This window comes from Streptomyces sp. NPDC048639 (assembly GCF_043199075.1).
In the GTDB taxonomy this organism is placed as follows: Bacteria; Actinomycetota; Actinomycetes; order Streptomycetales; family Streptomycetaceae; genus Streptomyces.
In genome coordinates, this window is record NZ_JBICVP010000006.1 from 474230 (window position 1) to 500823 (window position 26594).

Consider the following 26594-nt stretch of genomic DNA (forward strand, 5'->3'; position numbering starts at 1 on the left):
ACTTCCGTGGGCGTCCCTGTTTTCCGGCCTTCGGGCCATCCGTCAATCGGGCCTTCGGGCCTTCGGGCCTTCGGGCCTTCGGGCTTTCCGGCCTTCCGGGCGCGCCGCCGGAGCGTCAGTCGGTCAGGCGCTCGCCGGTGGACGTGGAGAACACGTGGTTCTCACCCGCCCGCGGAACGACGTGCAGCGTCGAGCCCTTCTCCGGAACCTGGCGGCCGCTCACACGCACCACGAGGTCCTTGCGCTCGCCGCCGCCGACCTCGGCGGTGCCGTAGACGTACCCGTCGGCGCCGAGTTCCTCGACGACGTTGACCGTGATGGCCAGACCGGCGGGGGCGTCCTCGGACTCCTTCGACAGCGACTGCGCGGCGCCGCCGTTCTGCTCGACGACGTCGAAGTGCTCGGGGCGGACGCCGACGGTGACCGTGCGGTCGCCCCTGTCGGCCGCGGCGGACAGCGCCTCGCGGGACACCGGCACGACACTGTTGCCGAACTTGACGCCGCCGTCGGCGATCGGCACCTCGACGAGGTTCATGGCCGGGGAGCCGATGAAGCCGGCGACGAAGAGGTTGGCCGGGCGGTCGTACATGTTCCGCGGCGAGTCGACCTGCTGCAGCAGACCGTCCTTGAGAACCGCCACACGGTCGCCCATGGTCATGGCCTCGACCTGGTCGTGGGTGACGTAGACCGTGGTGATGCCGAGGCGGCGCTGCAGGCTCGCGATCTGCGTACGGGTCTGGACACGGAGCTTGGCGTCGAGGTTCGACAGCGGCTCGTCCATGAGGAACACCTGCGGCTCACGGACGATCGCACGGCCCATCGCCACACGCTGGCGCTGACCACCGGAGAGCGCCTTCGGCTTGCGGCCGAGGTACTCGGTGAGGTCCAGGATCTTCGCCGCGTCCTCGACCTTCTTGCGGATCTCCGCCTTGTTGACGCCGGCGATCTTGAGGGCGAAGCCCATGTTGTCGGCGACGGTCATATGCGGGTAGAGCGCGTAGTTCTGGAACACCATCGCGATGTCCCGGTCCTTCGGCGGAAGATGAGTGACGTCGCGGTCCCCGATCCGGATGGAACCGCCGTTGACGTCCTCGAGCCCCGCGAGCATGCGCAGGGAGGTGGACTTGCCGCAGCCGGACGGGCCGACGAGGACGAGGAATTCGCCGTCCTCGATCTGAATGTCGAGCTTGTCGACGGCGGGCTTGTCGGAACCCGGATAGATCCGGGTCGCGCTGTCGTACGTGACCGTAGCCATGGTGTTGTGGTCCCTTCACCGGCAGGAACGTGCCGGACGATCCGTTGTAAAGGTGTAGTCCACCCGAGTGAACTGCCGGTGACGGTACCTTGCGGCTCCGCGGTTTGTCAGTAGTCGGTGGCGCGTGAAACCAACGTGCACGCCCCCGCTCACCTGCGCCGTCGAGGGGCACCCGCCGACGTGGCTCGGGGCACGGGACGCTGTGTAGTCTGTACGCGCTGCCGCCTTAGCTCAGCTGGTAGAGCACCGCTCTTGTAAAGCGAAGGTCGTCGGTTCGAATCCGACAGGCGGCTCCACGCCTGAACAGCGCCAACGCCCCGGACGAAAGATCGTCCGGGGCGTCTGGCTGTGCCCGGGGATCTCCATGAGGACTCGCGGCCCGACCCCGACCCCGGCCGCGGCGAGGAGAACGGCGCACCCTGCCGCGCGTCCTGCATCCGGAGGAGCCGGCGGCCGGCCTCATCGGGGAGCCGCGAGAAGGATGGATACACGTTGCGCGACTCGCCCCGCCGACCGCGGCGTGCGGTGAACACGAGACCGGCCTCGTCGCAGTCCGCGCCCCGCTTGCGGGCGCCGGCTCGAGCTCAACGGCCCACGCTCCTCGGCTGCTTCGACGCCACGTCGGCCAGCGCCCTCTTGCACAAGCGGGCACGAGTGACGCCCGGTTCTGCCTGGGCATGACGCGGGCTCGCTCTCGTAGGGCTAACTGCGTTCCGGTGCGTGAATATCGACGTCTGTCGCCAGGTGCCCGTTGCCCGGGTCCAGTACGCCGCACAGCCGGTGCACCGGACTGTAGAGGGGTCGCCCATCCGGCTCGATGCCGTCCTCGTCGGGAAACTCCTCCAGCCGCTCGAACGGAACGATCACGAACGGCCATGTGCCGGGGTCCAGTTCCAGCGAATCGGGGTGGTACTGCCACACCGTCCCAACGTGCCGGTTGTGGACCTCGCCGACATACCAGGCCGCCGTCTGATGGAAGTCCCCGCCGATCTCCGCCTGGGCCTGAGCGCTACCCGAGTACGTCGAGCGCACCAGCTCCTCCATCCGGACAAGGGAGCCGAGGCTGAAGTCCCAGCCGCCACCGTGGCGCTCGGCCCACGCCGGGAACTCGCCGCGCAGGATCTCCAGCCACGCGTTCAGCACCGGGTTGTCCGACCGGATCCGGTCCAGCTCCCGCAGCTCCTCGTACTCTGCGCTGGTCATCTCCATGCCACCCGACCCTAGCCGCGGCGCTCGGGGCGGCCGGAGCAGCCCTGATGTGGTGGGTGCGACGCCGCAGGCAGGAAGCCGCTGGGCAGTACCGGATATACGGATCCGAGCGCAGTGGGGGCCACTCCTCCTTCGGGTAGGACGGCCCTTCGCTGTGCGGGCCACTCATCACCGGTGGGTCAACATCTTGATGCTCCGGACAAGTCCCAGCAGGCCCCCGCGCGTGCGGCACCGATGAGGCCAAGCTCGCTCTGAACGTCGAGGCGTCCAGGTAGGAGGACACTGGCCCTATGGCCCTACCTGAAACGCATCATTGCTCGGCCTGCTCGGACGATGCCTCGCCGGAGACAGTCCTTCACGAAGACCTCGTCGTCGGAGCACCGCTGTCCATGGACGACCTCACAGAGGCGCAGCGCCTCGACCGGTTCGCCCGCAAGTACGCCCACGACGGCTGCCAGGTCAGAGAAGTCCGGCGGGTCCCACACAACAACTTGAGCGGCTACGCCTGGTCCGTCCGCTTCGTCGAGAGTTCGTGACAACGGCATCGCGGGGCTGTCCCCTATGTTCGTCAACACCCAAGGCAAGGCCGGGCACGGCCCGCACTCCTGCCCCTGCTGCGGCTTCCTGACGCTTGATGAGCGTGGCGCGTTCGAGATCTGCCCCGTGTGCTTCTGGGAGGATGACGGGCAGGACGACCACGATGCGGACCAAGTTCGAGGCGGCCCGAACGACGGCCTCAGTCTCAGCGAGGCACGAGCGAACTTCCGGGTCATGGGCGCCTGTGACCGGCGGTGCACCCAATTCGTGCGCGACCCTCGCCCGGACGAGCACCCCGAGCTCTGACACCACCAGGTGACATCAACACGGCCGGGCGACGACAGATCTCGATGGCTCGGACCGGGATCCGGGCCTTCCCATGGGCCCACATGCGAGCCATCCGCTCGGACCGGAGATCGCACTCGTAGCGAAGGTCCTCGGTTCGCATCCGGCAGGCTGCTGCGAGAAAGGCCCAGGCCGGTCAGGATCGGCCTGGGCTTCGCTGTACGACCTGTACCCGCCGCCTATCCGCGCGGCCCGTACGGCGCACCACGCGCCCCCGTACGGGCCGTTCGCGCCCGCCGCCCCGCGCCGCCGTGTTCGCGCGGCCTCACGGCCTCACGGCCGCTCAGCAGCTCAGGTTGCCCCCCGGTGGGACGCCCAGGATCTGGGTGAAGCTCTGGTACGCGTTGATGCGGCTCTGGACCTGGCCCGGGTTTCCGCCGCTGCACTCCAGGCTGCCGTTGATGCTGCGGATCGTCTCACCGAAGCCGCGCTCGTTGACCATCGCGTCGTGCGGCGTCATCGTGCCCGGGCCTGTCTGGGTGTTCCAGTACCAGAGGGCGGTCTTCCAGGAGACTGCGGCGTCCTTCTCCACCAGCCAGGGGTTGTTGAGCAGATCGATGCCCAACGCGTCGCCGGCCGCCTTGTAGTTGAAGTTCCAGCTCAGCTGGATCGGCCCGCGGCCGTAGTACGCGGCCTGGCCCGCCGGGCAGCCGTACGGCCTGCTCGCGTCGCAGTAGTGGGGGTAGTTGGACTCGTTCTGCTCCTTGATGTGGACCAGACCGCCCGTCTCATGGCCGACGTTGGCCAGGAAGGCCGCCGCCTCCTGCTTCTTGACGGTGTCGCTGCCGGTGGTGGCGAACGCGGGGTACGCGCTCAGGGCCGCTGCCAGTCCGCCGTACGTGTAGAAGGAATTCCGGTTCGGGAACATCTGGTTGAACTGGGCCTCGCTCACGACGAAGTCCGCCGCCACGGCGCGCGGCGCGTTCGGGGCTGCCGCGTTGGAGGCCATAGGCATGACAATCAACAGCGCGCATCCGACCACCGCGGCGGTCAGCCACGCCAGGAGGCGTTTCCTCGGCACTTGAGCACTCCTTCGTCTCGCGAACCGCACGCGGACGGGCCAAGGCACCGGCCCAACACGGCGGCCGCTGTGGGGGATTGAGAACACCCAAGCTCCTTGGTCTACACCAAGTACGTCAAGGTGTAGACCAATCCTTTTCCATTGAGGCGGTCGGGGTGGGCCGAGGGCCTGCGTACCCAACCCCCGCGCCACAGCCCCGTAAGCGACGACCGCCGCCGTACGCGACGACCGGTGCCGGAGCGACGGCCTACCCCGTACACGACGACCGGCCCCGTACACGACGACCGGCGCCGCCCCACGCCACTGCGTGGGGCGGCACCGGTACGGGATGGCCGGCAGCGCCAGAGGTCAGCCCAGGAGGCCGCCGAGAGCACCGTCGCCGCCCGAACCGCCGTCCGAGCCACCGCCACCCGTACCGCCGTCGCCGCCCGAGCCGCCACTCGGGTTCGTGGAGCCGCCGCCGGTCGACGAGGGCCCTGCCGTATGGCTCGGCGGGGGCGCGGGCACGGCGGGCTGTTCCGCCGCCCCGCTGCCGTTCTGGCCGGACGGGGACTGGCCCGGCTGATGCCCCGTGCCCGCGGTCTCCCGCTCGCGCGCCGCGCCGGGGCCCGTCGTGGCGCCGGACGAGGCGGACGGACCGGCGCTCTTGCGGGCCTCGGGCGAGCCGGTGCCCGCCGACGTGGGCCCCTGGGAGGCCTTCCCCTCGCCCGGCTTCTCCGGCACCGGCGAACCGGGGAGGTGGTTGCGCGGCGCGTCCGTGGGACCCGGCACGGTCGTCATGTCGGTCGACCGCACGGCACCGCCGAGCATCGAGCCCACGAGCAGGGTCAGTCCGCCGACGACCGTGGCCATCAGCGTGCCGCGCCGGAGCACACGGCGCCGGAGCTGCCAGATCGAGACGCGCGGACCGAGCTTGCGCCATGCCTCGCCCGCGAGGCGGGAGTCCATCGAGTACACGGGAGCGCCCGCGATCAGCAACGGGCTCCACGCGGCGAGGTAGATGATGTCCGGCGCCTCGTACGCCGGTCCCGAGCTCCAGCTCACCGTGACCAGCAGGGCGGCGGAGAGCAGCGCCCCGACCGAGGCCGCCAGCCGCTGCCACAGCCCGAAGATCGTGAGCACACCGACGACGACCTGAAGGAAGGCGACGGTGAGGCCGGCGCCGACCGGGTGGGCCACCGCGAAGTCCTGCAGCGGGGACGCGACGGCCCAGGGCTCCAGGCGGGAGAGCCAGGTGACCATCGAGCCGCGGTCCCCGCCGTCGAAGTAGACGGGGTCGCAGAGCTTGCCCATGCCCGCGTACACGGAGATCAGACCGAGGAAGATGCGCAGCGGCAGCAGGACGACGCCGAGGTTCATCCGGCGGCCCGGGTAATACGCGTGGCGGACCTTGTCCGCATGGCGGCGGCCCCCGGAGCGCTCGTCGTCGGCGAACTCCGCGTCCTCGTAGTCGTCGTGGTCGAGGTACTCGTCGGCGTCCCGGTCCACGGGCGGGATGAGGCTGCCCGCGCGGTGGCCGGCCCGTGCGTGCCGGGGCACGGTGGTGGCGTCGTCCGCTTCCGGGCGACGGGGCCTGATGACCGTGGGCGGCGCGTCGTCGAGGTTGATCCGCGGCAGCACCTGCGTGGTGGCGCCCGCGTCGGCGCCTCCGGACTCCGTCCCGAGGCTCACCCCGGAGTTCCGCACCGCCTGCAGGAGCCGGCCGGCGGCGGGGTCGCCCGGCTCGGTACGGCCGCTCCACACCACAGGACTGCGGCGCTTGGCGGCGGAGCCGATGGCGGCGGGGGTACGGGTCCTGGCACCTGCGGGCAGCGCACCGGCGAACAGCGCGGTGTCCACGAGCGTTCGTCTGCCGCTCACGGCCTGCACCGGCGTGGCGAGCTGCACTCGGAAGCTCGCGTGGTTGACGATGACCTGAGCCGGGTCGCACGGCACCTTCACCGTGCTCAGCGCAGGCTCGGCGTCGAATCCTGGCGAGCGTCCCCCCATAGGGCGGGGTGTTCTGGTGTCCACGCTCATCTAACCGAGTGACCCGCGTTAAGGACACTGCCTTGACTGCGCAGATCTGTCCGAGGCCCGTCAAGACGCCTGTCCCGCGCCGCGGATGCCCTCGGGCTCGCAGGTCAACGGGCGGGCGCGGACCGAACGCCCGGGCGCCGGCGCCCCGTTCACCCGTTGGCCCCTTCACCCGGTAAGGGGCCCTGTCCCATGGACAGAGCCCCTTACGCGGCCTTCAGGGCCCGGTGCCACGAGCCGCAGGTCGGGTCACGCCCTGCGGCGCGCCGCCTCGTACAGCACAACTCCCGCCGCCACACCGGCGTTCAGCGACTCCGCACCGCCCGGCATGGGGATCCGGACGCGTACGTCGCAGGTCTCGCCGACCAGCCGCGAAAGGCCCTTGCCCTCGCTGCCGATGACGACCACGACCGGGCCGTCCAGCGCCTCGAGGTCCTGCAGCTCGGCCTCGCCGTCCGCCGCCAGGCCGACGATCGTCACCCCGGCCTTCTGGTACGCCTCCAGGGCCCGCGTCAGGTTCGTCGCGCGCGCCACGGGCGTACGCGCCGCCGTGCCGGCCGACGTCTTCCAGGCGCCCGCCGTCATCCCCGCGGCCCGCCGCTCCGGGACGACCACACCGTGCCCGCCGAAGGCGCAGACGGAACGGACGACCGCGCCGAGGTTGCGCGGGTCGGTGACGCCGTCGAGGGCGACGATCAGCGGGTCCGCGCCCTCGTCGAAGGCGGCCGCGACCAGGTCCTCGGGGTGCGCGTACTCGTACGGCGGGACCTGGAGGACCAGGCCCTGGTGGTTCAGGCCGTTCGTCATCCGGTCCAGCTCGGCCTTCGGCGCCTCCATGAGCGCGACACCGCCCGGGCCCCCGCTGTGGCCGCCGCGGTCGGCGGCGAGCTTCAGCGCCTCACGCACCCGGTCGTCGTTGTCGATGAACTGCTGGACGTAGAGCGTGTTCGCCGGTACGCCGTCGCGCAGCGCCTCGAAGACCGAGTTGCGGCCGACGACCAGCTCGGCGGTGCCCTTGGGGCCACCGCGGCGCGGGGCCGGTCGGCGTGCGGCCTGCTTGGCCTTGGCGTTCGCGGCACGCTGCTTGGCGTGCCCCTTGCGCATCTCGGCGGGCGGGGTCGGCCCCTTGCCCTCGAGTGAGCGGCGCCGCTTGCCGCCGCTGCCGACCGTCGCGCCCTTCTTGGACGCGGTGCGGCGGTTCCTGCGCTGGCTGTTCCCCGCCATGCGTCACCAAACTCTTTCCTGCGGGCACGCGCGAGGCGCGTGCTGAGCGTACGTACGTACTCGGACAGTGTGCCGCGCTCAGGGCGCGGACGGGCCGGGTGAGGTCTCCCGGCCGGAGGGACCCGCGGTCTCCCCGGCCCGGGCCCCGGTGGTTCTCAGCGCGGACCGAGCTCCCAGCGCGGTCCCGAAGGGGTGTCCTCGATGGCCAGCCCCGACTGCTGCAGCTCGTCGCGGATCGCGTCCGCCGTCGCGTAGTCCTTGCGGGCACGGGCGGCCTGACGCTGTTCGAGCACCAGCCTGACCAGGGAGTCCACCACGCCGTGGAGGTCCTCGCCCCGACCGGTGCCGGCCGCCCACTGCTCATCGAGCGGATCGAGGCCGAGCACTCCGAGCATCGCACGGACCTCGGCGAGGCGGGCGACCGCCGCCTCCTTGTCGTCGGCGGTCAGTGCGGAGTTCCCCTGGCGCACGGTGGTGTGCACCACGGCCAGCGCCTGCGGGACGCCCAGGTCGTCGTCCATCGCCTCGGCGAAGGCCGGGGGGACCTCGGACGCGGGTTCCACCGGGCCGCCCGCCTTCTCGACGACGCGCTGCATGAAGCCCTCGATGCGCGCGAAGGCGGACTCGGCCTCGCGCAGGGCCTCCTCGCTGTACTCGATCATCGAGCGGTAGTGCGGGGTGCCGAGGTAGTAGCGCAGCACGATGGGGCGCCACGTCTTGACCATCTCGGAGACGAGCACCGAGTTGCCGAGCGACTTGCTCATCTTCTCGCCGCTCATGGTGACCCAGCCGTTGTGCATCCAGTACGCGGCGAAGGCGTCACCATAGGCTTTGGCCTGGGCGATCTCGTTCTCGTGGTGCGGGAAGACGAGGTCGACGCCGCCGCCGTGGATGTCGAAGGCGGAGCCGAGGTACTTGTGCGCCATCGCCGAGCACTCCAGGTGCCAGCCGGGGCGGCCGCGTCCCCACGGGGTCTCCCAGCTCGGCTCACCCGGCTTGGCGGCCTTCCACATCGCGAAGTCGCGCGGGTCGCGCTTGCCGGTCTCGCCCTCGCCCTCCGGCTGGCGGAGGTTCTCCAGCTCCTGGTTGGACAGCTGGAGGTACCCGGAGAAGGACTTCACGTCGAAGTAGACGTTGCCTTCGACGGCGTAGGCGTGGCCCCGCTCGATCAGGACGCGCATCATGTCGACCATCTCGGGGATGTGGCCGGTGGCGCGGGGCTCGTAGGTGGGCGGCAGGCAGCCGAGCGCGTTGTAGCCGGAGTTGAAGGCGCGCTCGTTGCGGTAGCCGATCGACCACCACGGCTCGCCGGTCTCCTCGGACTTCACGAGGATCTTGTCGTCGATGTCCGTGACGTTCCGGATGAACGTGACGTCGTAGCCGCGGTGGACGAACCAGCGGCGCAGGATGTCGAAGTTCAGGTAGGACCGGACGTGCCCGATGTGCGGGGGGGCCTGCACGGTCGCGCCGCACAGGTAGATCGAGACGCAGCCCGGCCGGAGCGGGGTGAAGTCACGAGTCTGCCGGGCGCTGGTGTCGTACAGGCGAATGGTCACGCATCAAGGGTAGTGCGCCGCGGGCAGTGCCCCGCGCCCCGTCGGGCGCGGTCCACCGATGCGTCACGCGGCCGGGAGCGCGGCGCGGGCCGCCCACGCCCCGGCCCGGACGGCCCGGCTCAGATGTTGCCGACGACCTTGCGCGGGCTGACCCGCACGATGATGCGCGGGGCGTCCTCGGCGGAGGCCGGGTTGAACTCCGAGTACGGCTTGCCGGTGTACTTCAGCGACAGCTCGTCGATCAGCTCGCCCTGGGGGTCCTCGGCGACCGTGACGGTGCCGCGGATCTCGGCGTACGTGTACGGGGCGTCGACCGGGTTGACCATGACCGATACCCGCGGGTCGCGCCGGATGTTCCGCTCCTTGCGGCGGCCTTCGGTGGTGGAGACCAGGAGGTCGTCGCCCTCGCGCTTCACCCACACGACGGAGAGCTGGGGACTGCCGTCGGGCTGGGTGGTGGCCAGGGTGACGAAGACCGGCTTGTCGAGGAGGTTCCTGAGGTCGTCGGAGAGCGCGTGTGCCACGGTCGGTCCTTCCGGGTGCGGAACGGGTGCGGTGAGGCGATAGCTCTCAACTACCCGTCGGACCCGCTTCATTCCCGGCCCGGGCGCCCCATCGGGGTGACATTCCCCCGGGAGGCGGACCGCCCCGCAGGGCGCCCCACGGCGCCCGGGGGCTCTACGCGCGCCGGTGGACCAGGGCCGTGGCGATGGCGGCCAGGCCCTCGGCGCGGCCGGTGAGACCGAGGCCGTCGGTCGTGGTGCCGGAGACCGAAACCGGGGCGCCCACCGCCGCGGAGAGGGCCTTCTGCGCCTCCTCCCGGCGCTTGCCGATCTTGGGCCGTACGCCGATCACCTGGATCGCCACATTGCCGATGCCGAAGCCGGCCTCCCGTACGATGCGGGCGGCCTCTGTGAGAAGAGTCACTCCGGAAGCTCCGGACCACTCGGGCCGGTCCGTTCCGAAGTGCGCACCGAGGTCACCGAGGCCGGCCGCGGAGAACAGCGCGTCGCAGGCGGCGTGCGCGGCCACGTCACCGTCCGAGTGCCCGGCCAGGCCGTACTCGGCGCCCTCCCACAGCAGGCCCGCACACCACAGCTCACGCCCCTTCTCGAAGGCGTGCACGTCGGTGCCGATGCCCGTCAGCGGCATGAGCGGCTGCGCGGCGGAGTCAGAAGCCATCGGTGGCCCTCCTGCGGGCGAGTACGGCCTCGGCCAGAACGAGATCCAGGGGCCGGGTCACCTTGAACGCCTCCTCGTGGCCCGGGACGACCACGACGGGGACGCCGAGCCGCTCGACCATCCCCGCGTCGTCCGTGGCCCCCTCGCCCTCCAGAGCGACCTTCTCGTGCGCCTCGACGAGCGTGGCGCGGTCGAAGCCCTGCGGGGTCTGCACGGCGCGCAGCAGGGCACGCTCGGGCGTCCCGGTGACGGGCTCCGGCTCGCTCCCGGAGCGCGGCTGGACCTGTTTGACGGTGTCGGAGAGCGGCAGCGCGGGGACGACCGCCGGGGCGCCGTCCCGTACGGCCGCGGCGACGGCGTCGACCGTGTCGACCGGCACCAGCGGGCGGGCGGCGTCGTGGACGAGGACGATGCCGATGTCGTCGGGGAGCGCCGCGAGGCCGAGCCGTACGGACTCCTGGCGGGTCTCCCCGCCGGGCACGACGAGCACGTCGGTGGTCCCGGGCAGGGCATGGTCGCCCAAGAGGTTGCGGACGTCCGCCGCCCCGTCCGGCGGGGCGACCACGACGACGAGGGAGACGGCACGGGAGCGGGCCATGGCCCGTACGGCGTGCACCAGCATCGGTGTGCCGCTCAGGGCCCGGAGCGCCTTGGGGGCACCGGGGCCGAGGCGGACCCCGCGCCCCGCGGCCGGAATGACCGCGGCGGTACGGGTGTTGTGCGGGGCACCGGAATGTCCCGCCGGGCGCGGCGTCTCGGACTTTGGTTGCGCGTTCAGGTTTGTTTCCTCGGCCGGGTTGGGTATGGCCTCAGCGTGCCGGGCGCGATGCCCCGACCAGTCCCTTCCGTGACAACTGGTCCGGGGCCCCACCAGCAGTAGCTGGGGGAGAGTTGCCCGGGCCCGGCACGCTTGACCACAGGACGGCGTGCTCATGCTGCCGTATACATGCCGCAGCGCCCGGCGACAGACTTTCGTCACTCGGGCACCGCGGCATAGACACACCAGCCATCACGTCGGCATTCATCGCCCCGGAAGAGCCTCCGGGCCGGTGGCCGACGGAGCGTCGGACCTGCAGAATCGGATCAGCGCGTCAGGACGCGAGAACCTCGTCGAGCAGAGCCTCGGCCTTGTCCTCGTTGGTGTTCTCAGCGAGGGCGAGCTCGCTCACCAGAATCTGCCGGGCCTTGGCGAGCATGCGCTTCTCACCTGCGGAAAGCCCGCGCTCCCGCTCACGGCGCCACAGATCGCGCACGACTTCCGCGACCTTGATCACGTCGCCGGACGCGAGCTTCTCGAGATTTGCCTTGTAGCGGCGGGACCAGTTGGTCGGCTCTTCCGCATACGGCGCACGCAGCACCTCGAAGACCCGGTCCAGCCCGTCCTGCCCGACCACATCGCGCACGCCGACGAACTCCGCATTGTCCGCTGGCACACGAACCGTCAGGTCGCCCTGGGCGACCTTCAGCACCAAGTAGGTCTTGTCCACGCCTTTGATCTGGCGAGTTTCGATGGCCTCGATCAGCGCGGCCCCGTGATGGGGATAGACCACGGTGTCGCCAACCTTGAACGTCATGTGACAGGTACCCCTTCCGTGGCTATCCAGAGTAACACGGGAACGGCGCGTTCTGAATGGCGTTTTCGCAGGTCAGGGCATATCTCGGGGCTTGACAACAGCGACCGGAACGTGCTGCGAAGGCTCTCCGGAGACGGGAATTCGCAGGTGGGAGCGGCTGTGACGGTGGGTCGAAACATGGCCGTTACCCACCTTGCGGACCCCTTAAGACAGGTCGAACGTCCCGGTTTGCCGGAGTCCAGGTGGCTGACTTCCACTACTCCAATCGGATCCTTCGAGCCCGCCGCGACACGTTTCGCGAATTGATCACCGTGTTGACGGCGACTTGGATCCGGGACATGCATCCGGGGCACGCATCACGGTGTTCATCCCACCGTTCATCCCGATGTTCATCCCGGCGTTCATCGCGGACGCCTGACGGTGAACCAGGATCGTCCGCACCGATCAATGCTGATCAATTTCCGGTGCGTTCCCGGATTCGCCCGGATAATCGCCCGGACAGATGTCCGGGGAATTTTCCGCAGGGAGTCCCGGAAGGGGACGAATGGCGCCGGGGCGGGTCGGGTGCGGAGCGGGGAGGGCGGCTCGGTAACCTAAGCCCGCTGACAAGCCCTTGGGGCGGTTCCGAGCCGCCCCTCCCGTCGTCCAAGGAGTTGCCGCCGCCGTGAGCCGCAGCATCCGACGTGGCGCTCTCGCCGCCACTGCCATCGCCTTCTCCCTTGCCGCGCTGACCGCCTGCGGGGCCGGGAGTTCGGCCTCGACGCTGCAGGTCAAGCCGGACAACGCCGCGACACACGTCGGCGAGATCAAGATCCAGAACGCGAACGTGATCACCCAGCCCGAGGGCAGCGAGGGCTCGGCCGTCATCGCCGCCAAGATCTTCAACAACGGCGACAAGGACCAGGTCCTCGAGTCGGTCACCGTCGAGGGCTCCCGGGAGAAGGTGAAGCTCTCCCCGGCCAAGGGCACCGGTCCGCTGACCGTCCCGGCCGGCGGCGCCCTGATCCTCGGCGGCGAGGGCAACCCCTCCGCCGTTCTGGCCACCGGCAACGAGGCCATGCGGGACGGCGACGTCCAGGACGTGGTCTTCGACCTGAGCCGGACCGGCGAGGTCGAACTCCAGGCTTTCGTGGTGCCCGCGACGCACTACTTCGAGGGCTTCGGCCCCACCGCCGTACCGACCCCCTCGCGCTCCGCGAGCCCTTCCACCCTGCCGGCCGACGGCGAGGACCAGGAAGCCGAGGAGGGCACGTCCGAGGACGAGGAGGACGAGCTGAACGGCGACGACGCCGGGACGCAGCAGTCCCCCGCCGCCGGCGCGTCCGCGAGCGCCGGCCACGCGACGGGCGGCACCTCCGCGGGTCACTGACCGCCGACAGCCCGACGCGTCAGCCACAGCAGCACGACGAAAGGCCCCGGAGTGATGCGCTCCGGGGCCTTCGTCGTGTCCCTGTGCGCGCGGGGCGCGCGTGAAGGCCGCGTGTGCCGCCACAGGCTCGGCGCGGGGCGCGCGTGGTGCACCGTCCGCAGCGAGGGGGCGTCCGCAACGGAAGGGCTGGCGGCCCCGACTCCCTTTCTACGGCTCGAACTTGTAGCCCAGACCGCGCACCGTCACCAGGTAGCGCGGGGCCCCCGGATCCGGCTCGATCTTGGCCCGCAATCGCTTCACATGGACGTCGAGGGTCTTGGTGTCGCCGACATAGTCCGCGCCCCACACCCTGTCGATGAGCTGCATACGGGTCAGCACCCGGCCGGCGTTCCTGAGCAGCATCTCCAGCAGGTCGAACTCCTTGAGCGGGAGGTCCACCTTGCCGCCGCCGACCGTCACCACGTGCCGGTCGACGTCCATGCGGACGGGACCGGCCTCCAGGGCGGCAGGAACGACCTCCTCCGGCTCCCCGCGGCGCCGCAGCACCGCACGGATGCGGGCCACCAGCTCACGGGAGGAGAAGGGCTTGGTCACATAGTCGTCGGCTCCTATTTCGAGCCCGACGACCTTGTCGATCTCACTGTCCTTGGCGGTCACCATGATGACCGGGACGTTGGAGCGGCCGCGCAACTGACGGCACACCTCCGTACCGGGCAGCCCCGGCAGCATCAGGTCGAGCAGGACGAGGTCGGCGCCGTTGCGCTCGAACTCGTCCAGCCCGTCGGGCCCCGTTGCCGCGATGGCGACCTCGAAGCCCTCCTTGCGGAGCATGTACGACAAAGCGTCGCTGAAGGACTCTTCGTCCTCGACGACGAGAACTCGGGTCACGGAAGGACCTCCGGAGCAGGAAGGGATTCATCGGTGAAGGTCTCGTAGGGCCGGTCGGCGGCGGCATCGTCGCCGACCTCGTCCGGTTCTACGAGGGACTGGTCACGGCGGTCGGCCTTGTCCCGGTCCCGTTCGCGGGCCGCCTCCGGCAGCCGCAGTGTGAAGGTGGAGCCCTGTCCTTCGGCGCTCCAGACCGTGACCTCCCCGCCGTGCGAGGCGGCCACATGCTTGACGATGGCGAGTCCGAGGCCGGTCCCGCCGGTGGCGCGCGAGCGCGCCGGATCGACGCGGTAGAACCGCTCGAAGATCCGCTCTTTGTCCCGGTCGGAGATGCCGATGCCCTGATCGGTCACGGCGATCTCGAGCATCTCCCCGCCGTGCACGGTGATCCGGCGGGCCGCGATGCCCACGCGCGTACGGGCCGGGCTGTAGTTCACGGCGTTCTCGATGAGGTTGCCGAGGGCCGCGGCGAGCTGGCCGCGGTTGCCCCACACATGGAGGTCCGCGGTACCGCCGGCCGCCATGGTGATCTGCTTGGTGCCGGCGGCGTGGCGGCAGCGGTCGATGGCCTCGGCCACCAGCTCGTCGACGCGTACGGGCTCGGCGTCCTCGAGCGGGTCGTCGTTCTGCACCCGCGAGAGGTCGATGAGCTCCTGGACGAGGCTGGTCAGGCGGGTCGCCTCGACCTGCATGCGGCCGGCGAAGCGGGTGACGGCCTCCGGGTCGTCCGAGGCGTCCATCACGGCCTCGGAGAGGAGGGAGAGGGCGCCGACGGGGGTCTTGAGCTCATGGCTGACATTCGCCACGAAGTCGCGCCGCACCGCTTCTATGCGCCGGGCCTCGGTCAGGTCCTCGACCAGCAGCAGCACCAGCCGGGAGCCGAGCGGCGCGACGCGTGCGGAGACGGCCAGGCCGTCGCCGCGGCCGTTCCCTCGGCGGGGCAGGTCCAACTCGATCTGGCGTATCTCGCCGTCGCGCCGGGTGTCCCTGGCCATCACCAGCATCGGCTCGACGGCCAGCTTCCCGCCGCGCACCAGGCCGAGTGCGTAAGCCGCCGAGCTGGCCTTCACCACGCTGTCCGACTCGTCGAGGACGACCGCGGAGGACCGGAGGACGGAGAGTACGGTGTCGACGCCGGGCGGAAGGACCGCTTCGGTGTGCAGTGAGCTGCGGGTCGGCTTGGCCTGCTCCCGCTCGCTCCAGCGGAACGCCAGCATGGCGACGACGCCGGTGCACACGCCGGCGAGCGCTGCCAGTGCGGCAACCGCCGCGTTCACATCCATGCGTCCAGATTAAGCGGGTGGTGAGTACGCTCCACAGGCCGTCGGAGGCGACCTTCGGCACTCGTTGCCGAGAGTTCACCTGCAGGTCGCGGCTGGTTCATTCTGGTCAGACGGGTGTCGATCGCAGGTCGGGGCGGGGTTCCGGATGGGGCTCCGGGCGTTGCCAAGAGTTCACGGTGAAGTGGGTGGGCGTTCACTCGGGGGGCTCGAAGGGGACGCACAGGGCCCCGAGCGTGGATGCTGGTGAAACCAGCCAGTTTGAGAGATGAGGATTTCGATGCGGGACGCATACCACGAGGAGCTCGATTCGATCAGTGAGGGCCTGGTCGAGATGGCCCGGATCGTCGGCTCCGCGATCGGCCGTGCCACCACGGCGATCCTCGACGCGGACCTCAATCTCGCCGAGAGCGTGATCGCTCAGGACGAGAAGGTGGACGGCCTGCAGCGTGACCTGGAGGCGCGGGCGATAACCCTCCTTGCACGCCAGCAGCCGGTCGCGACCGACCTGCGCATCGTCGTCACCTCGCTGCGGATGAGCGCCGACCTGGAGCGGTCAGGCGACCTCGCGCAGCACGTCGCCAAGCTCGCGCGGCTGCGTTTCCCGCAGTCGGCGGTGCCGCAGGACCTGCACGCCACGATCCTGGAGATGGGGCAGCTCGCCCAGCGGCTGATGGCCAAGGCGGCCGAGGTCATCATCACCAAGGACGTCGACCTGGCGCTGCAGCTCGAGCAGGACGACGACGAGATCGACCTGCTGCACCGCGCGCTCTTCCAGCACCTGATGGACGACCGCTGGAAGCACGGCATCGAGACGGCGGTGGACGTGACCCTGCTGGGCCGCTACTACGAGCGGTTCGCGGACCACGCGGTCTCGGTCGCGCAGCGGGTGGTCTACCTGGTGACGGGCGAGCACGCGGACGAGATGACCCCGCCGATCACGGTCGAGGGCGCGTAAGCCCGCCGGCGCCGGGCAGCGGGCCGCTTCCTGCGGCGGGCGGTCCGGCGTGGGCGGTCCTGCTGGGCGGCCCGCGGGCCCGCGGTGGGCGGTCCGGCGTGCACCGTCCTGCGGCGCGCCGGCCTGCAGTCGGCAGGCGGGCAAGCGGCGCCTGCGCGGGCCGGGTGTCGCGCCTGGACGGGCTCGGCGTGAGCTCGGCGTGAACTCCCCGGACGCCGGTCGGGCGGGCCCGCCGTACGGGCCCGGACCTGGACCGCATAAGGTCTGGGGGCGCTACGGCAGCGGGCCCGCAGCGTGCGTGCTGTGGGGGCGTGCACGACGCGGGCCCGGTGCCGGGGCGTACGGCCCTGCGCGAGGCGTACAACCGCGCCCGGGGCGTACGGCCCTGCGCGAGGCGTACAACCGCGCCCGGGGCGTACGGCCCTGCGCCGTCACGCTTCCGCGCGCCGTTGGTGCGCCTGCGGACCCGGGTAGGCACGTGAGGACGCTCTGCCTTCGAGGAGGGACCCCATGGCCGACTCCCCCAGCACGCATCCGCGCCGCGAACAGCCATGCACGGACCGGTCGCTTCAGGTGTCCGACGTGCCGGGCCCGATCGTGGCCGCATGCGGCTGCGGATCCGGGTGCGGTTGCGGCTGCCAGAGTGGCGGGCCGTGCCAGTGCGGCGGCTGCTGCGGCTAGCCGCAGCACATCACCGCGGACGGGCGGCTCACCACCGCATACGCCGCATACGCAACGCGAGCCCCGGCCGGTGTTCCGGCCGGGGCTCTGCCGTGCCGACGGCCTCCGCGGCTCCGCGGCTCCGCACCGTGTCACCGGCCCCCGAGCCTCCTGCCGTGTCGGTCCTTGGCATGGTTGTCGGACTGGAGTGCCGGGGCACGTCCGGCCCAAGCCCTCCAACGGGTCGAGCAGAGCGGCGCGTTCGGCCCTCAGGTGAGGACGAACGTCTTCGGGTGGCACTTCCGACAGCCTCATTTTCCGGCATGGTGCGGAAGCGGGGCGGCCTGCGATCACGACACTTCGGTGGTCTCGGCGCGGCCTGCGACCCTCGGGGTGACAGGCGAACCCGGCTCGTACGCAAGGGTCTTGGCGCGGGTCACCAGGATCTCCGGCGGTCGAAAGCCGGTTGAGCGACGCGCCGTCCTCGGGTAGCAAGGGCGGATGATGCGTGGAAAAAGGACCGAGCTGCGGGCACGGCGCGAGGCTGACGTACCCGTACTTCATGCGCTCCACGACGACGTGGCGACCCGCTGCCGCGAGGACTCCGTGCCCTGGCAGCCGATAGCGCCGGGGACACGCTCCCCCTTCGCGGTCGCCGAGCCGTCGGACACCGCAGCACCCTTCTCGGTCGTGGACCTCGACTCCGGGGAACTGGCCGGCGCGGCCCTGCTGTGGGGCATCGACGCCCACAACAGGAAGGCGCACCTGGGCATCTCCCTGCTCCCCGCCTTCCGCGGTCGCGGACTCGGCTCGGACGTCGTCCACGTCCTGTGCGAGTACGGGTTCGCGGTCCGCGGGATGCAGCGACTGCAGGTGGAGACCATGGCGGACAACGCCCCGATGATCGCGGCGGCGACGAAGACGGGATTCACGATCGAGGGCACGTTGCGACGTTCGTCCTGGGTGTACGGCGCGTGCGCCGACGTGGTCGTCCTCGGCCTCCTGGCGCATGAATGGGCTTCCTGAGACCGGCATCCCCCGGTTCTCCCCCGTTCCGTTGCTTGCAGCGATGGCGCCGGCGTGCGGGATCACCGGCATGCGGTGGTGACATGCCGAAGCCCGGTGCCTGCGGCTCCCGCTGGCCCTCACCGTCGGCTCCGCCCGGCCACGGTCGATGCGGCACGGTGACGGGATGGCACGGTGCCCGACCGAGGCTCGTGGTGTGGCCGTGCGGGGAGGCTCCCCCGCGGTGGCAACGTGCACGACGCGCGCGTTGCGACCGGTCGTGATGCACTGGATACATGGGAGGTGTGCCATGTCAGGTCGCGCCGGCAAGACCCGCAACATCTTTCTCGTATGGCTGATCTGGCCTCTGATCACGCTGGGTATCTACCACCTGGTCTGGTACTACAAGGTCAATCGCGAAGCGCAGGACTTTGATCAGCGGATCGAGGCCAATCCAGTGGTGTCGGTTCTGGCCATTACGGTCGGCTGGCTGGTGATCGTTCCGCCGTTCGTTTCCCTTTACAACACCGGTCAGCGCATTGCCCGGATGCAGCAGTCGGCCGGGATGCAGCCGACCTGCAATCCCTGGATCGGGCTCATCCTCATGATCGTTGCTGGTCTGTACCCGCTCTACTACCAGCACGAGCTGAACCAGGTCTGGGCCCACTACCAGACCCCGGCAGAGGGCGAGCAGGTACCTCTTGCTGCTTGACGCCTGAAGAGGCTCGCGTCACGGCCGCCGCGGTCCGAACACGGCGGCCGCGCAGCCCGTTCCGCAGCCCACGCCCGGCGCAACCGCCCCCTGTCCCGCGGGAACCCGCGAACGGGGGGCATGCAACGCCCCGATCGCGGCCGACGGTCGGCTCCTGAGCATGCTCGCGCGCTGGGCCCGCCCCTCTTCAGGCAGCCGCCCCACCAGCGATCAACGGCAGCAACAGACGCGCCAGGAAGCCGAGCCGCCCTCTCCTCCGCACCGCGTACGACAGGGAGTCACGAACCGGTACGGACTCCAAGGGCCCGGCTTGTGAGCGCCGTCCGGCGCACGCGGGTCGTTGACGGGATCGGTGAGGGCGAGCTGTATAGGGTCTTGGCACCCGTCCTTCTCGGCGAGGCCACCTGCCCGCCCCGAAACCGACGGACTTCCCGGCAGGCCGTGAGCACAGACTTGACCGATCATCAGGAGTGCTGCCGTGCGACCCCCAGAGACGCCATCCGCGCCCGGCAGCCTCGGTTGGAACCGTGAGACGGCGACGCTGGCGCTCCTGTCCTTCGCCATGCTGATCGTTTCGCTCGACCAGTACATCGTGGTCGTGGCCCTCCCCGACATCGCACGCGACCTCGGCTATTCCGCGCAGACGCTCCAGTCGGTCATCAGCGCCTATGCGGTGGCTTCGGCCGGCTTCCTCCTGTTCGGCGGGCGCGCCGCCGACCTGCTCGGACGACGCCGCATCCTGGCCACCGGCCTCGCGCTGTACGCCGGGGCAGCGCTCGTGGGAGGACTCGCGACCAGCCCCGCGACGCTCCTCGCCGCCCGCGCGTTCCAAGGTCTCGGCGGAGCCCTCGTGTTCCCCACCACGCTGGCGCTCATCAACACCACCTTCGTCGAAGGCCGCGCCCGCAACCGCGCGTTGGGAATCTGGGGAGGGTCGGGCGCGGCAGGACTCGTCATCGGTGTGCTGCTCGGCGGCGTGCTGACGCAGGCGTTCGGCTGGGAAGCGGTCTTCCTCGTCAACGTCCTCCTGGCCGGCCCCGCGCTGCTGCTCGCCTTTGTATTCATCCCCCGGGACGGTGAACGCGAAAAGGGCCGCAAGTTCGACCTGCCCGGTGCGCTCAGCGTCACCTTCGGTGTCACGCTCATCGTGTTCGCTCTCGTGCAAGGTCCAGGACTGGGCTGGCTTTCGCCGGGCATCCTGGTCAGCGCAGCGGCGGGCGTGCTGCTGATCGGAGCCTTCTTCGTCATCGAGCGGCGCAGTGACGACCCGCTCATGCCACCCCGGCTGCTGTCCAACCCCAACCTGGTCACGGGCGTCGTCATCACGTTCATGTTCATGGCGACCTTCGGCTCCGTGCTCTACTTCCTCTCCCTCTACTTCCAGGAGATTCTGGGCTACGACGCTCTGGAGACCGGTGCGGGCTTTCTGATCCCCACGGCAGTGGTGGTGGCCGGTTCGACGACCGCGGGCCGGCTCGTGACGCGGTTCGGCCTCAGGCGCACCTTGGCCGCGGCGCTCGCCGTCGGTGCGCTCGGTGCGCTCGGACTCGGCCTCGCGATCTCGCCGGACGGCACCTACCTCGAACTCGTCCCCGGCCTCGTGGCGCTCAGCATCGGCGACGGCGTGGTCTTCACGGCCATGTTCATCGCCGCCGCCACCGGAATCGCCGACCGGGAACAAGGCATCGCCTCCGGCATCGCCTCCACCGGCTCAGGCGTGGGCGCGGCCGTAGGCCTCGCCATCCTCGTCCTGGTGGCGACAGCCGGCCTCGATGGTCTCTCCGGTGAACAGCTCCGCATCGCAACCGCCGACGGGATCAGCACCACGCTCTTCGTCGTGGCAGGCGGAATCCTGCTGACCTTCCTCGTCGCCCTGAGCCGGTGCCCGACAGCGTCCGAGGGGGAATCCGCCCCGGTGCCGTACCAGACCCGTCGCTGCTGACAGTTGTGCACCGGCAGGATTCGAACGTGCAGCCTTCTGATCCGTAGGCGCGTACATCCCTGAACCAGACGCTTCTGACCGGCCGTTCGTGCCGCCGGTCCGGCAACGCGAACCAAGATCAGCATCGGATTGTGCGTCGATGTACGGGTTGTTGATATCAGGTATGGGTGTCAGCACCGCACCCTTCATGTCACCACTGGCAGAAGGCGACGGCGGCATCGTCGCCGGACTTGTATCGCGGCCAGCGACGTCCGGTGGGATCTGTCGCCTCAACCTTGCGCACAGCGTTGATCAGTTCTCGGGGTCCTCCTGCACGGAGCGTCGCGAATACGTCAGACCAAGTCGCCATCCGGTATTCGGTCACAAGCCGCGACACCCCGTCGGACATGACGGCAGCTGAGCTTGCCTCATCGAGTGACGTTGTGCCGGTCAAGGCGTGCTCAGCAGCCACTGGACCGGCGGAAGCAACCCAGTAACCGTCTTGCGTGTTGCGCATCTGCCGCTGCGCGAGCACGAAGCGTTGCAGTGCCTCTCGGTGTCCTGGCGTGTGCGTCTCATGCCGCTCCACCTCGGCCCGCATCTCGGGCAGGAAGTCGTCCACGCGGAGATCCGTGATCACCGAGTAGCCATGAGGGCCGTCGAAGACAATGGGTGAGTCGGCGAGAACCAGATGGTCGAGCACCCCATGCCGGTGCCGGAGGACTGCAACCGTGGCCGATGGCGTTCCCGGGTTGCCCAGGTCGCACTCGGGGTGCAGTCCGGCAACCCGTTCGAGTGCATCCGCCAGCGCGCTTGCGAGTGGTCGGTCCGGCTCTGCCAGTGCTGCTACCAACTGGGCGCCGAGTTGGGCGACGTACCACGGGACGCCATGACGGCACCCCGTAGCCAGGCCTGCGGTACTCAGTCCGTCCAGCACGACTGCGAGCGTAGGCGTGCCGACCACCCAATCCTCGTTCGGACTTGCTCCCCCGGGAAGTGTGTCAATGGAGACTCGCATGATCACCCCTCGAGTCGGTACGGCGGAGTGACACGTCGACTCTCCAGCACGTCGAGTGTCTTGAGGTCGTAGCGGCATGAGATGAGCGTCGAGGACCGTCGTGCACGGACCTCTCGGTACAGCTCAGCCAAGGTGTTTCTCCAGGAAGTGAACGACTTTGTTCGCACCGATGGAGTGGACTCCAGCAACGCACGGGAACGTCCCACGACCGTCCGCCGTGTTCCTGGACGCCGGAGAGAGCATCAAAGCCCCTGCCGAGCACCTCGCACTCTGAACCCGGCCTGGCCTTGAAGGTGTACGCGCACATCTCGCCCAGCGGTCGGGACCGCGCCCAGGCCCTCCGGCCGCAGACCCGGAGGGCTGAGGACCCAGAGGGTCCCGGGTCGCGAAAACGCCCCCCAACCGCGCCGTACGCGCAGGTGGGAGGCGGGATCACGTTCTCTACTTCTTCTTGCCCTGGTTCTTCACGGCCTCGATCGCCGCCTTCGCCGCGTCCGGGTCCAGGTACGTGCCGCCCGGGTTCAGGGGGCGGAAGTCGGCGTCCAGGTCGTAGGCGAGCGGGATGCCCGTCGGGATGTTGAGGCCCGCGATGTCGGCGTCCGAGACGCCGTCCAGGTGCTTGACCAGCGCGCGCAGCGAGTTGCCGTGGGCGGCGACCAGGACCGTGCGGCCGGTGAGGAGGTCGGGGACGATGCCGTCGTACCAGTACGGCAGCATGCGCGTGACGACGTCCTTCAGGCACTCCGTGCGCGGGCGGAGCTCCGGCGGGATCGTGGCGTAGCGCGGGTCGTCGCTCTGCGACCACTCGGAGCCGTCCTGGATCGGAGGCGGCGGGGTGTCGTACGAGCGGCGCCAGAGCATGAACTGCTCCTCGCCGAACTCGGCGAGCGTCTGCGCCTTGTCCTTGCCCTGGAGCGCTCCGTAGTGGCGCTCGTTCAGGCGCCAGGAGCGGTGGACCGGGATCCAGAGCCGGTCGGCGGCCTCCAGTGCGAGCTGCGCGGTGCGGATCGCGCGCTTCTGGAGCGAGGTGTGGACGATGTCGGGAAGGAGGCCCGCATCCTTGAGCAGCTCGCCGCCGCGGAGCGCCTCCTTCTCGCCCTTCTCGGTCAGGTTCACGTCCACCCAGCCGGTGAACAGGTTCTTCGCGTTCCACTCGCTCTCGCCGTGGCGGAGGAGGATCAGCTTGTATGTCGCGTCGGCCATGGCCCGAGCCTAACCAATATTCGATGGCGCCCCGCACCCCGCTGTCGTAAGCTCCGCTCCCGGAGGGCGCCTGTTACGCGTCCGGCCGGTCGAATCGGGGGGTCCGCCATGTCCGTCGCCGCTGTGAGGCGTGCAGTGAGGGAGAGCGTCGCCGGTCTGCCCGGGGCGTTCTGGTGGCTGTGGACCTCCACCCTGATCAACCGGCTCGGTGCGTTCGTCGCCACCTTCATGGCGCTCTACCTGACCATCGAGCGCGGCTATTCGGCCTCGTACGCGGGCGCGGTCGCCGCACTGCACGGGCTCGGCGCCGCCGTGTCCTCCGTGGGTGCCGGGGTGATGACGGACCGGCTCGGGCGGCGGCCGACGCTGCTGATGGCGCAGCTCTCGACGGCGGCGTCCGTGGCGCTGCTGGGCTTCATGACCCACCCCGCGGCCATCGCGGCAGTCGCCTTCCTCGTCGGCATGACGAGCAACGCCTCGCGCCCGGCGGTGCAGGCGATGATGGCCGACATCGTCGCCCCCGAGGACCGCGTACGGGCCTTCGCGCTCAACTACTGGGCGATCAACCTGGGGTTCGCGTTCTCCTCGGCCGGTGCGGGATTCGTCGCCGAGCACAGCTATCTCCTCGGCTTCCTCCTGGAGGCCGGTATGACGCTGGTGTGCGCGGTCGTGGTCTTCGTGAAGCTCCCGGAGTCCCGCCCCGAGGTCACGCGCGGCGCCGACGGCGCGGAGCCGGAACCGCGGATCTCCATCGGGACCGTTCTGCGGGACCGCCGCTATATGAGCGTCGTCGCGCTGTCCTTCCTCATGGCCCTGATCTTCATGCAGGCGTATGTGGCGCTGCCCGTCGCGATGGGCGAAAGCGGCTTCTCCAGCTCCGACTTCGGCGCCGCCATCGCCGTCAACGGCGTGCTGATCGTGGCCCTGCAGATCCCGGTCACCCGCTTCATCGAGCACCGCGACCCGATGCGCCTGCTGATCGTCGCGGCGCTGCTGTCCGGCTACGGCTTCGGGCTCACCGCGTTCGCCGGGTCCCTGGCGGCGTACGTGCTGGCCGTGTGCGTGTGGACGCTCGGCGAGGTCATCGCGTCCCCGACCCAGATGGGCCTGGTGGTGCGGCTGTCGCCGACCCACGGACGCGGCCGCTACCAGGGGATGTTCACGCTGTCCTGGTCGGTCGCCGCGCTGACCGCTCCCGTGGCGGGCGGTCTGGTGATCGACGCCTACGGGGCGGAGTGGCTGTGGGCGGGCGTCGCGGGGGTGGGCACGGTCACCGCGCTCGGCTTCTGGCTGGTGATGCGGGACCTTCCGAACGAGGACGGGGACACGACCGACGCGACACCGGCCGATGCTGTCTCCACCGACAGCGGGTCCGCCGGAGCCCTGACCACCGACGCACTTTCCATCAATGCCCTTTCCACCGGCGCCGTTTCCCCGGTGGGCGGCGTGGGCGGCGAGCCGGCCGTGCCCCGTACGGATCCCGTGGCCTGAGCCGCATCCTCGGGGGCCGCGGCCGCCGCCGTCACTCCGGCTTCGGCTCCGGCGTCGGCTCGGCCGAGCGGCGGGTCAGATGCGCGAACGCCTCGAGGTTGCGCGTCGATTCGCCGCGGGAGGTGCGCCAGGCGTACTCCTTGCGGATCGCGGTCGCGAACCCCATCTCCAGCAGGGTGTTGAAGCTGCCGTCCGCGTTCTCCAGGACCGTGCCGAGCAGCCGGTCCAGTTCCTCCGGTGTCACCGCGGTGAGCGGCAGCTTGCCGACGAGGTAGATGTCGCCGAGCGGGTCGATCGCGTAACCCACGCCGTACAGCCGGGTGTTGCGCTCCAGCAGCCAGCGGTGGACCGCCGCCTCGTTCTCGTCGGGGCGGCGGACGACGAAGGCGTTGACCGACAGCGAGTGCCTGCCGACCACCAGCGAGCAGGTCGTGGACAGCTTCCTGGTGCCCGGCAGGGTCACCACGTACCTGCCGTCCGACGGGCTCTCCCACTCCAGGTCCGCGTCCTTCAGGGTGTGCTCGACGGTCTTCCTGATGTTCGGGTCAGCGTCAGCGTCAGCCATGGAGCGAGCGTAGACGACGCCGTTCGTGCAGCGCCGCGGTGTACAGGTCCGCCGTCGCCGCGGCCGCCGAGTCCCAGCCGAAGGACGCCGCGTGCCGCGCCGCCTCGGCGCCCATCCGGTCCGTCAGGGAGGGGTCGTCGGCGAAGCGGCGGAGCGCCCGCGCGTAGTCGGCGGGGTCGTGGCCGGAGACGAGGAAGCCGCTCGCACCCTCCCGTACGGCGACGGGCAGACCGCCGACCGCGGCCGCGATCACGGGGGTCCCGCACGCCTGCGCCTCCACCGCGACCAGGCCGAACGACTCGTTGTACGAGGGCATCACCAGGACCGACGCCGCCCGGTACCAGTCCGCGAGCTGATCCTGCCCGACCGGCGGGCGGAAGTGGACCACGTCGCAGATGCCGAGCCGGGCGGCCAGCTTCTGCAAACCCTCGGGCTTGGCGAGGCCACTGCCGCTGGGACCGCCCACGACCGGCACGACGAGCCGCTCGCGCAGCCGCGGCTGCTCCTCCAGGAGGTCGGCGACGGCGCGCAGCAGGATGTCCGGTGCCTTGAGCGGCTGGATGCGGCCGGCGAAGAGCGGGATCAGCGCGTCCTGCGGCAGGCCGAGCCGGGCCCGGGCGGCGGCGCGGCCGTCGGCGGGTCGGAAGCGCTCCAGGTTCACGCCGGGGTGGACGACGGCGACCTTGCGGGGGTCGGCGTCGTAGTGGCGTACGAGTTCGTTCGCTTCCTCGGCGGTGTTCGCCACGAGCCGGTCGGCGGCGTCGACGATCTGCGTCTCGCCGATGACGCGGGCCGCGGGTTCGGGGGCGTCGCCCGCGGCCAGGGCCGCGTTCTTGACCTTCGCCATGGTGTGCATGGCGTGGACCAGCGGCACGCCCCAGCGCTCGGCGGCGAGCCAGCCGACGTGGCCGGAGAGCCAGTAATGGGAGTGGACGAGGTCGTAGTGGCCGGGGCGTTGGCCGGCCCAGGCCTGCATGATGCCGTGGGTGAAGGCGCAGAGCTGAGCGGGCAGCTCCTCCTTGGCCAGGCCCTCGTACGGGCCCGCGTCCACATGGCGTACGAGGACGCCCGGCGCCAGCTCGACGGCGGGGGGCAGCGCGCCGGTGGTGGAGCGGGTGAAGATCTCCACCTCGATGTTGAGCGCGGCGAGGCGGCGGGCGAGTTCGACGATGTAGACGTTCATGCCGCCCGCGTCGCCCGTGCCGGGCTGGTGGAGCGGTGACGTGTGCACGCTGAGCATCGCTATGCGACGGGGACTGCGCGGGGCACCCGGGAGCCGCAGCCGCCCGGAGCCCGCGAGGGGACCCTGGACACGACCGCGCAGTGCTCCGAGCCGGGACGCGTACTGGCTCACCGTGCGTGACCTCCTTGCGACGCTGGACGCTGGACGCACCAGTCCTGCCAAGCGGGTAACCAGCGGAAAGGGCCCTGCCATTTCCGCTTTGCCAAAACGTGATGCCCGTCGCACCGCGCGGGCGGTACGCACGGGGCTGGCGTGGCTGCCGGGCCGCATGGGGCCGGGGGGCCGATGTCCCGCACCGTCCGCCGCCGTCGGGCTGCCATCGGGCTGCTGTGTGCTGCTGTTCCCCGGCGAGGACCGCTGCC

General features: G+C 70.4%; 24 protein-coding genes and 1 tRNA gene. 9 read left to right on the forward strand and 16 right to left on the reverse strand.

Translation table 11 applies throughout. The annotated features are described in order from the left end of the window. Positions 1-115: 115 nt before the first annotated feature. Positions 116-1255 carry an ABC transporter ATP-binding protein gene (locus ACGFNH_RS19375; protein ID WP_393655206.1) on the reverse strand — a complete coding sequence of 380 codons (1140 nt, stop codon included), beginning with the start codon at positions 1253-1255 and terminating at the stop codon, positions 116-118. Between the two features lie 220 nt (positions 1256-1475). Here ACGFNH_RS19375 and ACGFNH_RS19380 point away from each other — a divergent pair. Continuing rightward, positions 1476-1551 (forward strand) — tRNA-Thr (locus ACGFNH_RS19380). 406 nt (positions 1552-1957) lie between these two features. Here ACGFNH_RS19380 and ACGFNH_RS19385 read toward each other — a convergent pair. Beyond that, positions 1958-2458, reverse strand: a complete 501-nt coding sequence (locus ACGFNH_RS19385) for a hypothetical protein (protein WP_393655208.1) — start codon at positions 2456-2458, stop codon at positions 1958-1960. A gap of 395 nt (positions 2459-2853) precedes the next feature. On the opposite strand from ACGFNH_RS19385, the gene ACGFNH_RS19390 reads away from it, so the two are divergent. Together ACGFNH_RS19390 and ACGFNH_RS19395 are read left to right on the forward strand one after the other, a co-directional pair. Beyond that, positions 2854-3000 (forward strand): hypothetical protein, encoded by a 147-nt coding sequence (locus tag ACGFNH_RS19390; protein ID WP_393655210.1) that lies wholly within the window; start codon positions 2854-2856, stop codon positions 2998-3000. A 25-nt stretch (positions 3001-3025) separates the two neighbouring features. Next, a complete protein-coding gene (locus tag ACGFNH_RS19395; protein ID WP_393655212.1) occupies positions 3026-3307 on the forward strand; it encodes a CPCC family cysteine-rich protein in 282 nt (93 codons plus the stop codon). A 322-nt stretch (positions 3308-3629) separates the two neighbouring features. On the opposite strand, the gene ACGFNH_RS19400 is transcribed toward ACGFNH_RS19395, so the two are convergent. The 8 genes from ACGFNH_RS19400 to ACGFNH_RS19435 all read right to left on the reverse strand — a co-directional run bounded on the left by ACGFNH_RS19400 (position 3630) and on the right by ACGFNH_RS19435 (position 11919). Beyond that, positions 3630-4301, reverse strand: a complete 672-nt coding sequence (locus ACGFNH_RS19400) for a chitinase (protein ID WP_393655430.1) — start codon at positions 4299-4301, stop codon at positions 3630-3632. Between the two features lie 414 nt (positions 4302-4715). Continuing rightward, positions 4716-6386: a DoxX family membrane protein gene (locus tag ACGFNH_RS19405; protein WP_393655214.1), complete on the reverse strand. Its 1671-nt coding sequence runs from the start codon at positions 6384-6386 to the stop codon at positions 4716-4718. 246 nt (positions 6387-6632) lie between these two features. Further along, on the reverse strand, positions 6633-7607 hold the full coding sequence (rlmB, locus tag ACGFNH_RS19410; RefSeq protein WP_393655216.1) for a 23S rRNA (guanosine(2251)-2'-O)-methyltransferase RlmB: 975 nt from the start codon (positions 7605-7607) through the stop codon (positions 6633-6635). Between the two features lie 155 nt (positions 7608-7762). Beyond that, positions 7763-9163 carry a cysteine--tRNA ligase gene (gene cysS, locus ACGFNH_RS19415; protein WP_393655218.1) on the reverse strand — a complete coding sequence of 467 codons (1401 nt, stop codon included), beginning with the start codon at positions 9161-9163 and terminating at the stop codon, positions 7763-7765. A gap of 119 nt (positions 9164-9282) precedes the next feature. Next, the gene (locus ACGFNH_RS19420; RefSeq protein ID WP_393655220.1) at positions 9283-9687 is read right to left on the reverse strand and encodes a PPOX class F420-dependent oxidoreductase; all 405 of its coding nucleotides are present in this window, start codon (positions 9685-9687) and stop codon (positions 9283-9285) included. Between the two features lie 154 nt (positions 9688-9841). Then, positions 9842-10345 carry a 2-C-methyl-D-erythritol 2,4-cyclodiphosphate synthase gene (gene ispF / locus ACGFNH_RS19425; RefSeq protein WP_393655221.1) on the reverse strand — a complete coding sequence of 168 codons (504 nt, stop codon included), beginning with the start codon at positions 10343-10345 and terminating at the stop codon, positions 9842-9844. Continuing rightward, a complete protein-coding gene (gene ispD / locus ACGFNH_RS19430; protein WP_393655432.1) occupies positions 10335-11123 on the reverse strand; it encodes a 2-C-methyl-D-erythritol 4-phosphate cytidylyltransferase in 789 nt (262 codons plus the stop codon). Before ispD ends, ispF begins: the two co-directional genes overlap by 11 nt. Positions 11124-11436: 313 nt before the next feature. After that, positions 11437-11919: a CarD family transcriptional regulator gene (locus tag ACGFNH_RS19435; protein WP_003953493.1), complete on the reverse strand. Its 483-nt coding sequence runs from the start codon at positions 11917-11919 to the stop codon at positions 11437-11439. A 664-nt stretch (positions 11920-12583) separates the two neighbouring features. On the opposite strand from ACGFNH_RS19435, the gene ACGFNH_RS19440 reads away from it, so the two are divergent. Then, positions 12584-13288: a DUF461 domain-containing protein gene (locus ACGFNH_RS19440; RefSeq protein ID WP_393655223.1), complete on the forward strand. Its 705-nt coding sequence runs from the start codon at positions 12584-12586 to the stop codon at positions 13286-13288. Positions 13289-13495: 207 nt separating this feature from the next. Here the strand turns inward: ACGFNH_RS19440 and ACGFNH_RS19445 are convergent, their stop codons facing one another. Together ACGFNH_RS19445 and ACGFNH_RS19450 are read right to left on the reverse strand one after the other, a co-directional pair. Continuing rightward, a complete protein-coding gene (locus ACGFNH_RS19445; protein ID WP_360860746.1) occupies positions 13496-14176 on the reverse strand; it encodes a response regulator transcription factor in 681 nt (226 codons plus the stop codon). Beyond that, positions 14173-15459 (reverse strand): sensor histidine kinase, encoded by a 1287-nt coding sequence (locus ACGFNH_RS19450; protein WP_393655225.1) that lies wholly within the window; start codon positions 15457-15459, stop codon positions 14173-14175. The genes ACGFNH_RS19445 and ACGFNH_RS19450 overlap by 4 nt, the downstream gene beginning before the upstream one ends. Before the next feature lie 277 nt (positions 15460-15736). Here ACGFNH_RS19450 and phoU point away from each other — a divergent pair, with 277 nt between their 5' ends. The 4 genes from phoU to ACGFNH_RS19470 all read left to right on the forward strand — a co-directional run bounded on the left by phoU (position 15737) and on the right by ACGFNH_RS19470 (position 20733). Further along, positions 15737-16414, forward strand: a complete 678-nt coding sequence (phoU, locus tag ACGFNH_RS19455; protein WP_393655227.1) for a phosphate signaling complex protein PhoU — start codon at positions 15737-15739, stop codon at positions 16412-16414. A 1161-nt stretch (positions 16415-17575) separates the two neighbouring features. After that, on the forward strand, positions 17576-18100 hold the full coding sequence (locus tag ACGFNH_RS19460) for a GNAT family N-acetyltransferase (RefSeq protein WP_393655228.1): 525 nt from the start codon (positions 17576-17578) through the stop codon (positions 18098-18100). Between the two features lie 289 nt (positions 18101-18389). After that, a complete protein-coding gene (locus ACGFNH_RS19465) occupies positions 18390-18791 on the forward strand; it encodes a DUF4234 domain-containing protein (RefSeq protein ID WP_393655230.1) in 402 nt (133 codons plus the stop codon). A gap of 478 nt (positions 18792-19269) precedes the next feature. Continuing rightward, entirely contained in the window at positions 19270-20733 is a 1464-nt protein-coding gene (locus ACGFNH_RS19470; RefSeq protein WP_393655232.1) for an MFS transporter, read from the forward strand. Positions 20734-20923: 190 nt separating this feature from the next. Here the strand turns inward: ACGFNH_RS19470 and ACGFNH_RS19475 are convergent, their stop codons facing one another. Further along, positions 20924-21649, reverse strand: a complete 726-nt coding sequence (locus ACGFNH_RS19475; protein WP_393655234.1) for a hypothetical protein — start codon at positions 21647-21649, stop codon at positions 20924-20926. Between the two features lie 522 nt (positions 21650-22171). Beyond that, the gene (locus tag ACGFNH_RS19480) at positions 22172-22933 is read right to left on the reverse strand and encodes a phosphoglyceromutase (protein ID WP_393655236.1); all 762 of its coding nucleotides are present in this window, start codon (positions 22931-22933) and stop codon (positions 22172-22174) included. Positions 22934-23041: 108 nt separating this feature from the next. Between ACGFNH_RS19480 and ACGFNH_RS19485 the strand changes: the two genes are divergently transcribed. Continuing rightward, positions 23042-24424 (forward strand): MDR family MFS transporter, encoded by a 1383-nt coding sequence (locus tag ACGFNH_RS19485; RefSeq protein ID WP_393655238.1) that lies wholly within the window; start codon positions 23042-23044, stop codon positions 24422-24424. Between the two features lie 31 nt (positions 24425-24455). Here the strand turns inward: ACGFNH_RS19485 and ACGFNH_RS19490 are convergent, their stop codons facing one another. Together ACGFNH_RS19490 and mshA are read right to left on the reverse strand one after the other, a co-directional pair. Then, entirely contained in the window at positions 24456-24989 is a 534-nt protein-coding gene (locus ACGFNH_RS19490) for a YbjN domain-containing protein (protein WP_393655240.1), read from the reverse strand. Further along, positions 24982-26343, reverse strand: coding sequence for a D-inositol-3-phosphate glycosyltransferase (gene mshA, locus ACGFNH_RS19495; RefSeq protein WP_393655242.1), 1362 nt, complete (start codon positions 26341-26343; stop codon positions 24982-24984). The genes ACGFNH_RS19490 and mshA overlap by 8 nt, the downstream gene beginning before the upstream one ends. Between the last annotated feature and the right edge of the window lie 251 nt (positions 26344-26594).